The sequence below is a fragment of the Myroides sp. 1354 genome (genome assembly GCF_030324495.1).
Taxonomy (GTDB): Bacteria; Bacteroidota; Bacteroidia; order Flavobacteriales; family Flavobacteriaceae; genus Flavobacterium.
This window is the reverse complement of sequence record NZ_JACAGN010000030.1, coordinates 1-14,795: the sequence shown is the minus strand read 5'-3', so window position 1 is coordinate 14,795 and position 14,795 is coordinate 1. Positions and strand designations below refer to the sequence as shown.

18 protein-coding genes and 1 pseudogene are annotated in these 14,795 nt (G+C 32.1%); all 19 read left to right on the top strand.

The genetic code is table 11. The annotated features are described in order from the left end of the window. On the top strand, positions 1-864 hold an 864-nt coding region (locus HX004_RS17445; protein WP_286444103.1), incomplete at its 5' end, for a DUF4329 domain-containing protein. A gap of 7 nt (positions 865-871) precedes the next feature. Continuing rightward, positions 872-1,276 carry an NTF2 fold immunity protein gene (locus tag HX004_RS17440; RefSeq protein ID WP_286444102.1) on the top strand — a complete coding sequence of 135 codons (405 nt, stop codon included), beginning with the start codon at positions 872-874 and terminating at the stop codon, positions 1,274-1,276. Between the two features lie 249 nt (positions 1,277-1,525). Further along, positions 1,526-2,302, top strand: a complete 777-nt coding sequence (locus tag HX004_RS17435) for an RHS repeat-associated core domain-containing protein (RefSeq protein WP_286444100.1) — start codon at positions 1,526-1,528, stop codon at positions 2,300-2,302. 5 nt (positions 2,303-2,307) lie between these two features. After that, positions 2,308-2,925: a hypothetical protein gene (locus tag HX004_RS17430; protein WP_286444098.1), complete on the top strand. Its 618-nt coding sequence runs from the start codon at positions 2,308-2,310 to the stop codon at positions 2,923-2,925. 386 nt (positions 2,926-3,311) lie between these two features. Next, complete coding sequence (locus HX004_RS17425; RefSeq protein ID WP_286444095.1) at positions 3,312-3,527, top strand: hypothetical protein; 216 nt, start codon at positions 3,312-3,314, stop codon at positions 3,525-3,527. Positions 3,528-3,601: 74 nt separating this feature from the next. Further along, the gene (locus HX004_RS17420; protein WP_286444093.1) at positions 3,602-4,048 is read left to right on the top strand and encodes a hypothetical protein; all 447 of its coding nucleotides are present in this window, start codon (positions 3,602-3,604) and stop codon (positions 4,046-4,048) included. 8 nt (positions 4,049-4,056) lie between these two features. Further along, positions 4,057-4,533, top strand: coding sequence for a hypothetical protein (locus HX004_RS17415; RefSeq protein WP_286444091.1), 477 nt, complete (start codon positions 4,057-4,059; stop codon positions 4,531-4,533). Between the two features lie 234 nt (positions 4,534-4,767). Continuing rightward, entirely contained in the window at positions 4,768-5,445 is a 678-nt protein-coding gene (locus HX004_RS17410) for a hypothetical protein (RefSeq protein ID WP_286444089.1), read from the top strand. Between the two features lie 38 nt (positions 5,446-5,483). Further along, entirely contained in the window at positions 5,484-5,996 is a 513-nt protein-coding gene (locus HX004_RS17405; RefSeq protein ID WP_286444088.1) for a hypothetical protein, read from the top strand. 264 nt (positions 5,997-6,260) lie between these two features. Continuing rightward, entirely contained in the window at positions 6,261-7,079 is an 819-nt protein-coding gene (locus tag HX004_RS17400) for an RHS repeat-associated core domain-containing protein (RefSeq protein WP_286444106.1), read from the top strand. Positions 7,080-7,088: 9 nt separating this feature from the next. Next, positions 7,089-7,469, top strand: coding sequence for a hypothetical protein (locus HX004_RS17395; protein ID WP_286444087.1), 381 nt, complete (start codon positions 7,089-7,091; stop codon positions 7,467-7,469). Positions 7,470-7,999: 530 nt separating this feature from the next. Further along, positions 8,000-8,788, top strand: a pseudogene (locus HX004_RS17390) (RHS repeat protein); the annotation flags it as partial. Positions 8,789-8,799: 11 nt separating this feature from the next. Then, positions 8,800-9,264, top strand: coding sequence for a hypothetical protein (locus tag HX004_RS17385; RefSeq protein ID WP_286444085.1), 465 nt, complete (start codon positions 8,800-8,802; stop codon positions 9,262-9,264). A gap of 330 nt (positions 9,265-9,594) precedes the next feature. Next, positions 9,595-10,611, top strand: coding sequence for an RHS repeat-associated core domain-containing protein (locus tag HX004_RS17380; RefSeq protein ID WP_353620071.1), 1,017 nt, complete (start codon positions 9,595-9,597; stop codon positions 10,609-10,611). A 12-nt stretch (positions 10,612-10,623) separates the two neighbouring features. Continuing rightward, the gene (locus HX004_RS17375; RefSeq protein WP_286444083.1) at positions 10,624-10,962 is read left to right on the top strand and encodes a hypothetical protein; all 339 of its coding nucleotides are present in this window, start codon (positions 10,624-10,626) and stop codon (positions 10,960-10,962) included. A 333-nt stretch (positions 10,963-11,295) separates the two neighbouring features. Further along, positions 11,296-12,069 carry an RHS repeat-associated core domain-containing protein gene (locus HX004_RS17370; protein WP_286444081.1) on the top strand — a complete coding sequence of 258 codons (774 nt, stop codon included), beginning with the start codon at positions 11,296-11,298 and terminating at the stop codon, positions 12,067-12,069. A 35-nt stretch (positions 12,070-12,104) separates the two neighbouring features. Then, positions 12,105-12,764 (top strand): hypothetical protein, encoded by a 660-nt coding sequence (locus tag HX004_RS17365; protein WP_286444080.1) that lies wholly within the window; start codon positions 12,105-12,107, stop codon positions 12,762-12,764. 222 nt (positions 12,765-12,986) lie between these two features. Continuing rightward, a complete protein-coding gene (locus HX004_RS17360) occupies positions 12,987-13,760 on the top strand; it encodes an RHS repeat domain-containing protein (RefSeq protein WP_286444079.1) in 774 nt (257 codons plus the stop codon). Between the two features lie 97 nt (positions 13,761-13,857). Beyond that, positions 13,858-14,373 carry a hypothetical protein gene (locus HX004_RS17355; RefSeq protein WP_286444077.1) on the top strand — a complete coding sequence of 172 codons (516 nt, stop codon included), beginning with the start codon at positions 13,858-13,860 and terminating at the stop codon, positions 14,371-14,373. Positions 14,374-14,795 lie beyond the last annotated feature (422 nt).

Here is a 14,795-nt window from a genome sequence, read left to right as displayed (position 1 = left end):
TACTCGGATGCGAATAAAAACGACAAGATCGACGTTGGTGAGATCATTGAAGAGACGAACTATTATCCCTTTGGATTAGCACATCAGGGGTATAATGAGAAGAATAATACGATAGCCCAAAACTATAAGTACCAATATAATGCCAAGGAGTTACAAGAGGAGCTAGGACTGAACTTGTATGATTATGGAGCAAGGAACTATGATGTGGCTATTGGTCGATGGATGAATGTGGACCCGTTGGCGGAGAAATTCCCAGGATGGAATCCATACCATTATGTACACAATAATCCTGTTAATCTGGTGGATCCTACGGGGATGAGTGCAGAAATGTTAGATGGGCCAGGTGATGAATTTAAAAGTAGAGATTTAGCCGCTAAGGATTTTGGTGAATACTATAATGGAACCTCAATCATAAAAAATAAAGAAATTTCTTCAACCATCTATTCATTTAAAAAAAATGGAAAGACTTATTATAGCTACACTGAAGGATATGTGGGAAGCAATGATAAAACTGTATCTGGTGGACATGGAAATCCATCAGGAACAAAAAAAGAAGCTAGTATTCATTCTCATGGTGCTTATGATAGAGAGTATGATAATAATAATTTTTCAAGCAGAGATAAATGGAATGCTTATAATAACGAAGTAGATTCTTATTTATCGACTCCTGATGGTTCTTTATTAAAATACAATTACAAAACTACTGAAGTTAGTATTATTTCTAACAAATTACCAAGTGATCCAAATGATCCAAATAGACAAAATAATAATCAACCAAAAGACAATACAGCAGTGAAATCTTTAACTCCAGCAGAAAAGAGAGAACAGCATAAAAATAGTTATCAATATTTTGGTTTCAATTAATGTAATTATGAAAAAAAGTATAAATAAAATATACATGGTATCATTAGCTATATTATTAATATCATGTACGAAAAACAATAGCAGAGTTTTAAATGATGATAATGTTGTCTTGTCTGATAGTATTTTTAAGGTTGTAAAAATACCTATCAATTATTCAACGTTTAATGATATTAATAAAGAAGATGGATATGTTCCAAATGCAGAAACAGCTGTTAAAATAGCAGAGGTAATTCTTTTTAATATTTATACAAAAGAATTAATCATAAATCAGCGTCCTTATAATGTTTACTTGGAAAATGATTCCATTTGGTGTATTGAAGGGAATTTACATCCAAATTTAGACGGTGGAGTTTTTTATATTGAGATTTGTAAAGATAATGGAGCCGTTTTAAAAAGATTGCATACAAAGTAATTAACAATACTTAACCCGATCGCGCGGATTTAACTTCGTTCAATTCGGCTGAAGCCTCGGGTGCAATCCGTGCGCATAAATAAAAAACGAAAAACCCGCTAATCTAAAGACTAGCGGGTTTGTTTTTTATAAAATAGCTTGTAATTTTCTTGAATAAGTCGCTTTCAACTAAATAAAATCTTATTTTTATAGGGACAAGTTGGTCTTGTAAAGCCAAGGTTGAGTTCGCGCGAGCAAAAGAAGGAGTAGATGTGGTTGAGTGTGGACCCGTTGGCAGAAGAGTTCCCAGGATGGAATCCGTATCATTATGTACATAATAACCCGATTAATTTGAGTGACCCGACGGGGATGAGTGCGGAGGAGAGTGATGATTGGATAAAAAACAAATCTACGAGAGAGTATATTTGGGATAATAATGTGTCTTCTCCTAAAGATACTCCTGAGGGACATAGTTATGTAGGTAAAGACGATAATTCTATTCTTAAGGATTTAGGATGGAATCTTTCATACCCTTCTTTAAATACAAAAAAAATGGGAAGAATTGTTTTAGATGAGCATTCAGCAGGTCTATCGACAGTTTCGGCAACTTCAAATATTAAAATTAGTGCAAACGTAAGTTCCTCTTTTGATATGGAGACGGGAATGTATGATAAAACTTTCAATGGGATTGATATTGGAGTATCGGTAAAAGGAAGTGCAACAGGAAGTGAGAATGTGAATGTGACAGGGTTAGCAACGATTAACTTTGGAGGAGAAGAGTTTACAACAGGATTAAGAGATGTAAGATATAATAAGGGAACTATAGTAACAGAGACAGGGACGAGTAATATAAATGGAAGTATTTTATTACCAGCTTCAAAAATTTATTCGAGTAGAGGATTTAATTATTTCCCAGATGTTAATGTTAAAGGGGGATGGATTAATGTTAAATCTGATGGTAGTGGAGCTGTTCCTGTTAGTAGGTTTGGAATTGTTCCTTTGAATTACAATCATACTTACACGCCATCTCGTCCTATAAATAATTAAGATATATGATTTATAAAAAAACTATAATTTTTGTACAAGTTTTATTATGCTTTTTATGCATAAGTTGTAAAGGTCAGGTAATAAGTGATGAAGTCTGTAAAGAAAATTTATCTGAAGCTTTAGATAAATATAATACATATATGACATTGAGTCAAGATGAATATTTGTTGAAAGAGTCTCTTGATTACTTGGGAAATTCTTTCTTATGTGAAAATACAAAGGAAGTGTCGGTTGAACTGAAGATTTCTATTTTACTTATTTTAAATCAATTTGTAGAAGGTGAAAAGTTTGTCCTTTCGTTAAAAGAAGATGATTTTAAAAAACCGTACAAGAAGCAAATGTATTTATATTATTTTGAATCGAAATTATGCGGGGAAGAAAGCTGTAGGTTAAGTAAATTGAAGGATATTGAACTATCTATTGAGAAGTATATAGAAGAGAAAAAAATATTCGAAGAAGAAGTTTATTACGATTTGTTTTTAATCAAAAATGAATTGCTTTCGGAGGATCAATTTGCAAAACAAATTTCGGAATCCATTAAACAATTTCCATATTATAAAGATTTTTTTGAGACTTTAAATGCAACTTTTAAAGAGACTGAAAAAGTAAGTTTACCTAATTAAGTGCCCCGATCGCGCGGACTTAACTTCGTTCAATTCGGCTAAAGCCTCGGGTGTAGTCCGTGCGCATAAATTATAGAATACAAAACCCGTTAGTCGAAAGATTAACGGGTTTTGTGTTACATAATACTTTGTAGTTTCGTTTGTTTAAGTAATGACCCGATCGCGCGGACTTAACTTCGTTCAGTTCGGCTGAAGCCTCGGGTGCAGTCCGTGCGTCTAATTATAAAAGAAGAAAAACCCGCTGTCTATTAGCGGGTTTTGTTTTATAAAATAGCTTGTAATTTTCTTGAATAAGTCGCTTTCAACTAAATAAAATCTTATTTTTATAGGGACAAGTTGGTCTTGTAAAGCCAAGGTTGAGTTCGCGCGAGCAAAAGAAGGAGTAGATGTGGTTGAGTGTGGATCCGTTGGCGGAGAAATATCCAAATATTTCCTTGTATACCTATGTTAATAATAATCCTATGATGTTTATTGATCCTAAAGGAGAAGAAATAGATTTTTCTTGGATATATAGTAAAAACTCTCAAGGAAATTATGTAAATCAAAATTTAGTGGATGCTTTTGAATTTTTTGCTGGATCGGATGAAGGACGTAAATTTTAGCAGATTATGCTAAAAAAGGTCAAACAATAGGAGGCTATACTTTTAAAGAAAATGGGAAGTATCATAATAAAAAAATGGATTTAGTTTATAAGGCAAATGACAATAGATTTAGAGATGCAGGTGTAAAGTCTGTTATGGAAAATGGACGGTTTGTCAGTACAGTATTCCTATCTAAAAATGGAGGCTTGACGGAAAGGTATCTAGAAGATATTGCGCATGAAAGTTTTATTCATGTACGTTTAGATGGACAGGATTTTATGGATAATGGTAAGTTAGATTTAAGTAATTTAGATAAAGATTTAATTAAGTATGTGGATGATTATTATAAAGCGGGAGATGATAAAAAAGGATATTATCCTCAAAGAGCAAATTTAAAGCAACATTTTCAAGATGAAAGAGATAATTACCTATTAAAAACTTTTTTTGATTCTATGAAAAGTTATTATCAGAAAAAGGGAATTCAAAAGAGTGATGATATAATCAAAAAAGAACTACTAGTAGGACGTCAAATAAGTAATTGAAAAATGCTATGAAAAAAATATTATTGATTCTATTTATTTTAATAAAAAACAATGCTTCACTTGCTCAAGATTGGAGTATTGATTTTAGTTATGAAGTTAGAGATACAATATTTACTTATTATATTGATTCAGACCCTACCATGTTATTGTATAAGGATATTAATAGAACTAGGGATACAAGAGAGTTTAATAAAATTAGAATCACGAAAGAAAGAGCGAAAGAGATTTTTACTGTATTTCAACGCATAAAAAATGAAGTTGATGGAGTGAATGATAATTCAGGTTTTCGAGATTATGTAGAATTTTTTATCACTTTGGAGGAAAACGGTATAATTACGGAATTTTCTTTTTTTGATAATCAAGCTGTATTATTATTGAATAGATTAATTGAATTGCTAGAAGTGTGTAAAGAGAAGAAACCTATATTCGTTAATTTCATTTATAGTGATGGACCTCCTTTTCCAGATCTCTTAGATGAAAAGTAATCTTAATTACGCGGATTTAACTTCAAGCCCTTCGGCTAAAGCCTCGGGTGCAGTCCGTACACATAAATTATAGAATACAAAACCCGTTAGCCATTAGACTAGCGGGTTTTCTTTTATAAAATAGCTTGTAATTTTCTTTAGTTGTTCTTTTCCAACCAAATAAACCATATTTTTATAGGGGCACTTGGTTTTGTAAATCCAAGGTTGAGTTCGCGCGAGCAAAAGGAAGGGTGGATGTGGTTGAGTGTGGACCCGTTGGCGGAACAAGCAGTTAATTGGACTCCGTATCGATATGGGTATAACAATCCATTGAAATATACTGATCCTACAGGTATGTTGGAAGATGATTTTGTTTTTGATGAGAAAGGTAACTTTGTAAGAATCGATGAAACGAAGCAACCGGATAAATTAGTTGTTGAAAATTCTAAAACTGGTTCAAGACAAAATTATTGGTTTGCTGATCCTGTTGAAGACCCAAAATCTATAAGAGATGGACTTATTAATAAAGTTGAATTTGTTAGTAAAAGTAGTATAATAAGCATGATCTATGTACAAGGAGGATTTGATTCTAATAATTCTTCTTATACGAGTTTTTATCAAAATAGTAAAGGCAATCAATCATTTGATTATACATATTCGGAGCTAGTAAATAAGTTTAAGGATGCTGATAGATCTTTGTCTTTACCTGAAGATGATTTTATGATACATAATCTAAGTAATTTTGGTAATTTCTTGTGGGCCGCAACAGGGTATTCCTTAGGGTTTGAGTATATGACTCTAAAGATTGGAGCTCATATAAATAGCTTAATAAATGCTAAAGAGAATGGGTATCAACCACAATTGGACTCTAAAGATGATCAAGAGTTTATAGTCAAAGGTGCTTTTTTGCACAGAGAAATAATTTTAGATTAATGAGAAAATAAATGAGATTTTTAATTAGATTAAAATACATGATAGTATTAATAGTATTGTGCGTTTTTGTTAGTTGTGAGCAACGCGAGATTACAAAAAAAGAGATAGATTCATTTATAAATCAATATGGAAAAGAAGATTTTAGTGTATTTAAAGGTTATACAATCGAAATTCGTCAACATACGTTTACAGAAACTATTTATATAGTAAGTGAGAATCAAGAAGATAATATAGGAACTACTTTGTTTTTTGTTACGTTCAATAAATGGAGTAATAATATAAGTGAGATTAGCAAAAGAGATGCTCTACATGATGTGTTTGTAACGGGAACTTTGACGGATGAAGAATTAACGACTATTATAAAGGAGTATACAAAATATAATTTTGTGTATTTAAAAGTAGATAAGGAGAACAATATTTTTATTAATCCATTTGAGATGGAAAGAAGGCCATTTCTTTTAAAATTAAATAAAAATTCGAACACCCCAATGGTTAAGATGTACAATTATACTTTCAACCAGTATGAAAATGATTGGTATGTTCGACAATAATTATACTATATTACTCCAATCGTACGGATTTAACTTCAAGCCCTTCGGCTGAAGCCTCGGGTGCAGTACGTGTGCATAAATTATAAAAAAACACAAAACCCGCTAGTCTAATGGCTAGCGGGTTTTATATTTTATAAAATAGATTGAATTTTTCTTTGGAAAGTCTTTTTCAATCAAATAAACCTTATTTTTATATGGACAGTTGGTCTTGTAAATCTAAGATTGAGTTCACGCGAACAAAAGAAGGAGTAGAGGTGGTTGATTGTGGACCCATTGGCGGAAGATTTTCCAGGATGGAATCCGTATCATTACGTACACAATAATCCTGTTAATTTGGTGGATCCTACGGGGATGAGTGCGGATGGCTGGGTGAAATCGGAGAAAAAAAATGGAGAATCAACATATACTTATGATGAAACTATTAATAGCCAAGAAGATGCTGATAAGTCTTATCCAGGAATGAAAAAGCAATACTTAGGAGAGAGTTTCACATTGATTGGAAAAATTGCAAAAAAAGTAGCATATCAATATAACTTCCAAGGAAAAAATGTAACAGATGGAAATGGAAATAAAGTTGATTTGACGACTAATGTTAAAACAGAAGGAGGAACAACAATTATGAATCCAGCCAATACAGGAGGTGTTTTTGCAGGCTTTACTGTTGGAGGTGCAGTTGGTGGAGGCATTGGATTTACTTTAGGATTAGTAGCTGATAATTTTGGAGATAAGGGGATTTATTTCTCATTTAATGGATATTCTGGGGTTGGAGGTGGTTCAGGTATTACTGCAGGTGTAGTGTCTCCAACAAATACTCAGACTTTTGGAATTAATGATTTTAATGGTATGGGAAACTCTATTAATTTGGGTGTTAGTCTTGGACCAATTGGAGCTGGTTTTGAAACGGGGGGAACACAGGGGAATGGATTTTTTGATTATGGAAATCGTACCGATTCTCAATCGCGACCTTATCTTTATAATAGAGCTGGACAATCATCACAATATCCTGCTATTGATGTAGGTTTTAAGAGTGTCAGAATTGGCGGAACAATTAGCTCTTCTAAAACTTGGGTCTGGAAATTATAATAATTAATTATGGAGGAAAATAAAAAAATAATGTTATTTGTATTAATGGTTGGATTTTTTGTTTTTACAATTTATTTAGTGATTAGTAAAAAAAATGTTTTGTCTGTATTGCAAGAGAACTATCACAGAGAGATAATTGATAGTTATCAAGGAAGCATAAATGGAAAATATATTGATAAAGAAAACCATAATAGTACAATGATAATATTTCGGAATGGGAGAAATAGAGCAATTCATCCTTATTTTTGGGATAAAGTGCAAGTAGGAGATTCTATTAGTAAGATGACAGGAGATTCATTGATACAAGTTTTTCGAAATGGAGAAAAGATTATATTGGAAATAGCACCATTATATGAAAAAGCAATTGAAGATGAGAAAAATAAAAAGTAAATAAATATATGACGTTGATATTTTTTCTTAAAATGATTGTGCGTGGACTTAACTTGAAGCCTTTCGGCTAAAGCCTCGGGTGCAGTCCGTGCGTCTAAATAAAAAAGAAAAATCCGTTAGTCTTTTATTTTTAGATTAGCGGGGTTTCTTTTATAAAATAGCTTGAGCGTTATTTAGCAAATGTTTGTTTCGTTTTTAAATTTTGGATGTAGGTATCCATGATATGGAATAAGACTTTATTGTTGGTGTGTTTTCATATTCGTTAACCAAAGTCTATTTATAATTCAAAAGTTAGTTATTTTTAACTTTGGTAACACCGCCTAAGTTACTCGGATGCAAATAAAAACGACAAGATCGACGTTGGTGAGATCATTGAAGAAACGAACTATTATCCCTTTGGATTGGCACATCAGGGGTATAATGAGAAGAATAATACGATAGCCCAAAACTATAAGTACCAATATATTATCGAGGAAAAAGCGATGAGCTTTGGACGAAGATACCGCACGTAGTGCAAAGAAAATCAAGAGGAGCTGGGATTGAATTTGTATGATTATGGAGCAAGGAACTACGATGCGGCTATTGGTCGATGGATGAATGTGGACCCGTTGGCGGAGAACGCTCCTAATTGGACACCGTATCGTTATGGATTTAATAATCCAATTAGATATATAGATCCTACGGGAATGTATGAGGATGATATTTATTATAATGAGCAGGGTAAGGAGATTTATAGAACAATAAATAATGACCCAGATAGAAACTTTGTAATAAAAACTACCCAAACAGCAGATCAAATGTATGGAAATGGTAGTTCGCCACAAAAAGGGACAACGCAACCAATAACGACTAGTGCCGCTGTTATGACAGAAAGTGAAATTTCTTCTGGAAATTTAACAGGAGAGCATATGAAAAATGTTGTTGAAATAAAGAATACAGATAGTATGAAAGCGATGCTAGGATCTATAAAAGACGATGGATTAGGTGGTACAAGTCTTGCAAATAATAGGGAGTATTCAGGTTCATTTGGTAAAAATGGGGTTTATAATACGAAAGAGTCTAAAGCAAGTAAAACAACTGATGGAAAACAATTAGTAACAATAGGTGAAAATGATTATCATAGTCATCCCAGTGGTACTGAGGATTTTACTATAAATGGAGAATCTTATGTAGCTAGATGGAAACAACCTCCTTCAAAACAAGATATTACTGTTGCTGGTAGTAGAATACAATATGTACCTGCGATGAGAAACCAAATTATTTACATATATAATAATAAAGGAGTCATTGCAACTATTCCTATCTCAACATTTAAATGATTTATAAGTCTATGAAAAAAATATATACATTCGCATTATCGCTAATTACACTTATGACGCTTACTGAAATGAGAGGACAAAAAATGAGTGATTTATATACTTATATAATTAATGATTGTTATAAAGTAGCATTAAAAGAAGGATTTATCTTGGAACAGGATATATTATATTTTACATGTGGTTTTTGTGATTGTAATAATAAGTGCTTTGATTATGAAATAGAACTAGTAAATGATAAAATACAATTTAACTTGCCTATAGTCAATAATATTCACTCTAAATCTATTTTTTATCGCTTATCTAGCCCAGAAATAGATAGACAAGAATTAATATTTTATGTAGGCATTTATGATATGGTCTTTTATGATGATAGTAACAAAGAGTTTGTCTATAACGGAACTATTAAATATGTGTTTAAATACAATAGTAAAGTGGCGAAATTTGTTTTTGAATCAAAGAAGGAATATGGTTTATAGAGAAAGGTATTTCTCAGGTTGTTTGGACTTAACTTCGCTCTATTCGGTTAAAGCTTCGGGTGCAGTCCGTGCGAATCAATTATAAAAAAAGAAGAACCCGTTAGTCGAAAGATTAGCGGGTTTTGTTTATAAAATAGCTTGAGTGTTATTTAGTAAACGCTTGTTTTGTTTTAAAATTTTGGATGTAGGTATCCATGACATGGGACAAGACTTTATTGTTGGTGTGTTTTCGTATTCGTTTACCAAAGTCTATTTATAATTCAAAAGTTAGTTATCTTTAACTTTGGGTAACACCGCCTAAGTTACTCGGATGCGAATAAAAACGACAAAATAGACGTTGGTGAGATCATTGAAGAAACGAACTATTATCCTTTTGGATTGGCACATCAGGGGTATAATGAGAAGAATAATACGATAGCCCAAAACTATAAGTATCAGTATAATGGAAAAGAAAATCAAGAGGAGCTGGGATTGAATTTGTATGATTATGGAGCAAGGAACTACGATGCGGCTATTGGTCGATGGATGAATGTGGACCCGTTGGCGGAGAACGCTCCTAATTGGACACCGTATCGTTATGGATTTAATAATCCAATTAATTTTACGGATCCTACGGGAATGTTTGAATCTAAAAAAGAAGCAAAGGCCTGGGCGAAAGAGAATGATATAAAAACAGGTTGGTTTAGGGATCACAAAATCAATAAGGGAGAGGATGGTTCTTGGTCAATAGATAATAAAAGTGGAGGGATTTCTTATTCTAGAGCAGGATCCGGAATGGGCTTTTCAACTGAGAGAGCAGATGGAGTTGTTGAATCAGTTTATGTTGTAGCTGAAAAAGATTATTCTGAACGAGCATCTAATCTATGGCATTCGCCTTTGGCTAGAATGATTGTTCCTGATAAAATTGGAAAAACATTTTCATCATCCGCTACAGCAATTTTAGGTGTTAATTCAGGAATTAATTTTGATTGGATTACAAGAGGCCATGATGCTAGTTTGCTTCCTTATGTAAGTTATACTGCTGGAGGGCAAATTGGCTCAAAAGTTTCTGCAGATGCTTTAATGGGGATTACAGTTGGTACATATGCTGTATCAGATATGAGAAATTTGTCACCTGGAGAGGCTTCTAAAAATATTTTAGGATGGGGAGCTTATGGTAGTGGAGGTATTGGTATAGTTGTAGGAGGAGCAGCAACTGTGTCTGTAGGCTTTTCTGATAGTCCATTTGTAACTGCTCCAACTTGGATTAGTGGAAGCATTAGTGGAGGAGCAGCAATTGGAGGGGGTATTACAGGTGGCATTAATTATACTTATCCAGTATTTAAATCACAATTTACTAAAAAATAAATAACTTATGTTTTGAAAAAATCTATCATATTTTTTTTAATTGCCTTTTTATGTATTGTTCTCTTAATCACTTATTTTTTAAACATTAAAAATAGAAATGTAGAACTAAATAGAGATATATATTTTGTAGTGGATAAAGTTGAAATAACTCCTGCATTAAGGTGTCGCTTTTATGATGAAAAAGGAAATAAACTTGTTTTAAATAGCTATACTTTTTATGCCCCAACAGAAATTAAAAAGGGTGATATTATAACAAAAAAAATAAATTCAAATGAACTCATTATTTATAGAGTCAATAGTTGTGGGGAAAAAAATATTTACTTAAAAGTAAATATTAAAGATAGGCAATGAGTGATGTAAATTTAGAACTACCCGATTGCGTGGGGTGTGCTGTGAATGGACAATACTTTGAAACAATGTTCAATGCTTTATAGGAGATGATAGTAGGTCTATTGCAATCGCTCGGATTTAACTTCGTTCAGTTCGGCTAAAGCCTCGGGTGCAGTCCGTGCGTCTAAATAAAAGAGGAAAACCCGTTAGTCAAAAGATTAGCGGGTTTCGTTTATAAAAAAGATTATACTTTTCTTTAATAAGTCGCTTTCAACTAAATAAAATCTTACTTTTATCGAAATAGATGGTCTAGTAACTCCTAGGTTGAGTTCGCGCGAGCAAAAGAAAGAGTAGATGTGGTTGAGTGTGGACCCGTTGGCGGAAGAGTTCCCAGGATGGAATCCGTATCATTATGTACATAACAATCCTGTTAATTTGGTGGATCCGACTGGGATGAGTGCGGAAGGAACAGGAGAAAAAGATAGTTGGTTTTCGAGAGCGTGGAATTCATTTACATCTTTGTTTTCAAGTAAGCCTAAAACTGAAATCATTGTTGGAGATCCTGAATTACAAGGATATCTAGGGGATGAAGGAACTCCTAATCAGACAAGACAATCAAATAGTTTGACTCAAGCTATTTCAGATATAGGAGGAGGTACTCAAGTTATGAATACACATAGTCAAGCTATGGATGCTTCTACAAGGTCAGATGGTTCTAGGGATTGGACAGCATATGCAGCACATTCATTGTGGTTAGATAAAATTAATAATTTTGGAGGTGATATGGGGTCTGCAGGAACTCCAAGTCAGAGTAGAACCCCGAAGTCAATTCATTGGGAAGGTAAAACGTTTTCCCAGTATAAGGCGGCATATTGGGCAACACGAACAAAGCCAATATATCAACCAATAAGGATGTCTAATGGTAATGTATTTAAGGTTTATGAAGAACTTCATCATCGTTTTATTCCTCAGAGAGCTACTTGGGCTCCTAATTGGTTGAAAAATAATAGATTGAATTTACAGCCGCTTAATTCAATACAGCATTCAATACATGATTCATATAGGTTTAGATTCTTACCTAAAGAGATAAAACAAGAAATTAAAAATGGAAATACTTTTGGATACTAATGTTTAATATATTTAAAAAAAAGAGAAAAAATAATATGCAAAGATGGGAATTTGAATTATTAAAAGCTGTAGTCAAAAAACTACCTTTAAAATATTCGTTTTTGAATAATCAAATTACTCCAAAATTCATATTAGATATTGTGCCAAATGAACTTTTGGGACATGGATGGAAGCGCATGATTGTCGATTTAGAGCTTTCTAAATTGTATATAAAGAAAGAGATTAATTATCAACTTATAGGTATAAAAATTTGTAATTTACTTGATCAAAGTTATAAAGTAATGGCGCTTGATTTATATGATGGTATTTTAATAGGTTACAGAATAGAAGGAGAATTTAAAGAAGTTTTGTTTGATTTAGAAAACATAAATGTTGAATATTTAAGAGAAGTACCTTATGTTAATATAGATAAAGATCATTTAAAAAAAATAATGGGTAATGTTGATAACGATATTCTAAGTCAATTAGATATCGATATTACGTTTAAGATAAATGTTGATGAGGGGGAATTTTATGTAATTAAAGATTTAGGAGATGGAAATTACCTTTCGATGGATCAAAAAGGAGCTGTTTATGGAATGATACATGATCCTTATGAAATTGAAAAACTTTTTGAAGATAAAGAAAGTTTTTATCAAGCATTGAAATCAGGAGATTTTAATATGATAAAATATTATAATATAAAAATGTTATAGTTTTTGATATTCAAAAAAACCTGATCGCTTGGACTTGCAGTCCGTGCGCATCAATTATAAAGAAGAAAAACCCGCTAGTCGAAAGATAAGTGGGTTTTTCTTTTATAAAATAGCTTGTAATCTTCTTTAGTAGATCTTTTTAATCAAATAAACCTTATTTTTATAGGGGCAGTTGGTTTTGTAAAGTCAAGGTTTAGTATGTGAGAGCAAAAGAAGGAGTAGATGTGGTTGAGTGTGGACCCGTTGGCGGAGAAGATGCCAAGTTGGAATCCTTATGCGTATACGTTTAATAATCCTATAAACTTTACGGATCCTACGGGAATGATTGGTGAAGGGATAATTGTAGGTAATTCAATTAAAGAAAACTTCGTAAATAATCAAGCATTAAATACATTTGCATCAACTGAAGAGGGAAAAGCCTTTTTAAGTGATTATGCAAAAAAAGGAGATGTTGTTGGAGAACATACTTTTAATAAGGATGGGAAATATCATAGTAAAGGGATAGATATAGTTTTTGAATCGAAAGATTTAGGTAGAGATGTTGGAGGGAATACTTCTAGTTCTATTCAAGAAGGTAGAGCTGAAATTCTATTTACTATTAATAGTAATCCAATTGTTGATTCATCTGATGGTAATTCTTACGATACTAGAAATTTTAGTAATAAAAATGATATGGTAAAAGCTATTATAGGCAGAACTGTAACTATTTTTCATGAAACTTTTTTGCATGGTGATCATAGTACTAAAGATTATTTGGATGATTATAGTTTTAATAAAAGTAACATTGATCCACATATATTAAATCATTATAAAAATGCTCTTAAACATGCAGGTCATGCACAAGCTCAATTTGGGTCAGATGCTTCAAGTTTATTGTTTAATACAAAAGGATTTAAAGGTATTGAATCAGCGAATTCTAAGTGGAGTTCAGGTAAGCAATATAGTGGCAATCAATTGAAAAAAATGATGTGGAATTTCGCAGGAAGTTATAAATAATTTTAATTATGAGAGTTTTTTTTTAGGATGTGTATTTTTTCTTTTTTTTTCATGTAAACAAGATAATATTGTAGTAACTGAATATAATTACTTTACAGTGGATATTTGGAATAAAAATACAATAAAAGACAAGTATGTAATATACAAGGTTTTGCTAGAAGGCGATTCATTATCAATATATAAAAGAGATAATGGAATTCGAAATAAATTTAAATTTGCTTTAGATGCGAAAGGGATTTATATAGTGGAAAATGAGAAACTAAAATTATTGTATTCGTTTGAAAAAAATGTAAAAATACTGAGAGATAGTAGTTTAACTAAGAACTTTTATAATGAAGTAGAGCTAATAGACAAAAAGAAATATATAATTAATGAGGTAGAATATCAAATCTATCATTTTTCGGAAATTGATTATGATACGACATTAGATAGTTATTACTTAGAAGGAGAGGGCTTTATTTGTTTCTATGAATTTAAAGGAAGTGAATTTTTATATCTTGATTCTTCAAAGGCATTAGAAGTATATAAAATATTTTCTGAGGATTATTCTTTTAATGCTGTATTGCAAGCAGAGATGATGAGAAAAAATGTTTTAAAAAGGAGAGAGAATTAATGATACCTGGATCACGCGGATTTAACTTCAAGCAATTCAGCTAAAGCCTCGGGTGCAATTCGTGCACATAAATTATAGAATACAAACCCCGATCGCGCGGATTTAACTTCGTTCAGTTCGGCTAAAGCCTCGGGTGCAATGCGCATAAATTATAGAATACAAAACCCGTTAGTCGAAAGATTAGCGGGTTTTGTAATTTATAAAATAGCTTGCAATTTTTGAGGTTTTACTCTTTTTATTACCTACCAAATAAGTAACAAATGTATCACATATGTCTCATAGTTAAATTTTAGTTAAAAGAATTAAAGAGTAGCTATATTCTTGTTGAAGAAGTCTTTAAACTTTTTGTTGGTAAGCATTTTATCAATAATTTTAAAGATGGTCTGCTTATCATCTTCTTCTAATTGTTGGATCAGTTGAAT

Coding starts and splice junctions, on each gene's coding strand:
- HX004_RS17415 (WP_286444091.1), top strand. CDS start 4,057: ATGAAAAAAATATTATTGATTCTATTTATTTTAATAAAAAACAATGCT.
- HX004_RS17420 (WP_286444093.1), top strand. CDS start 3,602: ATGGATTTAGTTTATAAGGCAAATGACAATAGATTTAGAGATGCAGGT.
- HX004_RS17440 (WP_286444102.1), top strand. CDS start 872: ATGAAAAAAAGTATAAATAAAATATACATGGTATCATTAGCTATATTA.
- HX004_RS17425 (WP_286444095.1), top strand. CDS start 3,312: ATGTGGTTGAGTGTGGATCCGTTGGCGGAGAAATATCCAAATATTTCC.
- HX004_RS17370 (WP_286444081.1), top strand. CDS start 11,296: ATGTGGTTGAGTGTGGACCCGTTGGCGGAAGAGTTCCCAGGATGGAAT.
- HX004_RS17385 (WP_286444085.1), top strand. CDS start 8,800: ATGAAAAAAATATATACATTCGCATTATCGCTAATTACACTTATGACG.
- HX004_RS17395 (WP_286444087.1), top strand. CDS start 7,089: ATGGAGGAAAATAAAAAAATAATGTTATTTGTATTAATGGTTGGATTT.
- HX004_RS17410 (WP_286444089.1), top strand. CDS start 4,768: ATGTGGTTGAGTGTGGACCCGTTGGCGGAACAAGCAGTTAATTGGACT.
- HX004_RS17405 (WP_286444088.1), top strand. CDS start 5,484: ATGATAGTATTAATAGTATTGTGCGTTTTTGTTAGTTGTGAGCAACGC.
- HX004_RS17430 (WP_286444098.1), top strand. CDS start 2,308: ATGATTTATAAAAAAACTATAATTTTTGTACAAGTTTTATTATGCTTT.
- HX004_RS17365 (WP_286444080.1), top strand. CDS start 12,105: ATGCAAAGATGGGAATTTGAATTATTAAAAGCTGTAGTCAAAAAACTA.
- HX004_RS17360 (WP_286444079.1), top strand. CDS start 12,987: ATGTGGTTGAGTGTGGACCCGTTGGCGGAGAAGATGCCAAGTTGGAAT.
- HX004_RS17435 (WP_286444100.1), top strand. CDS start 1,526: ATGTGGTTGAGTGTGGACCCGTTGGCAGAAGAGTTCCCAGGATGGAAT.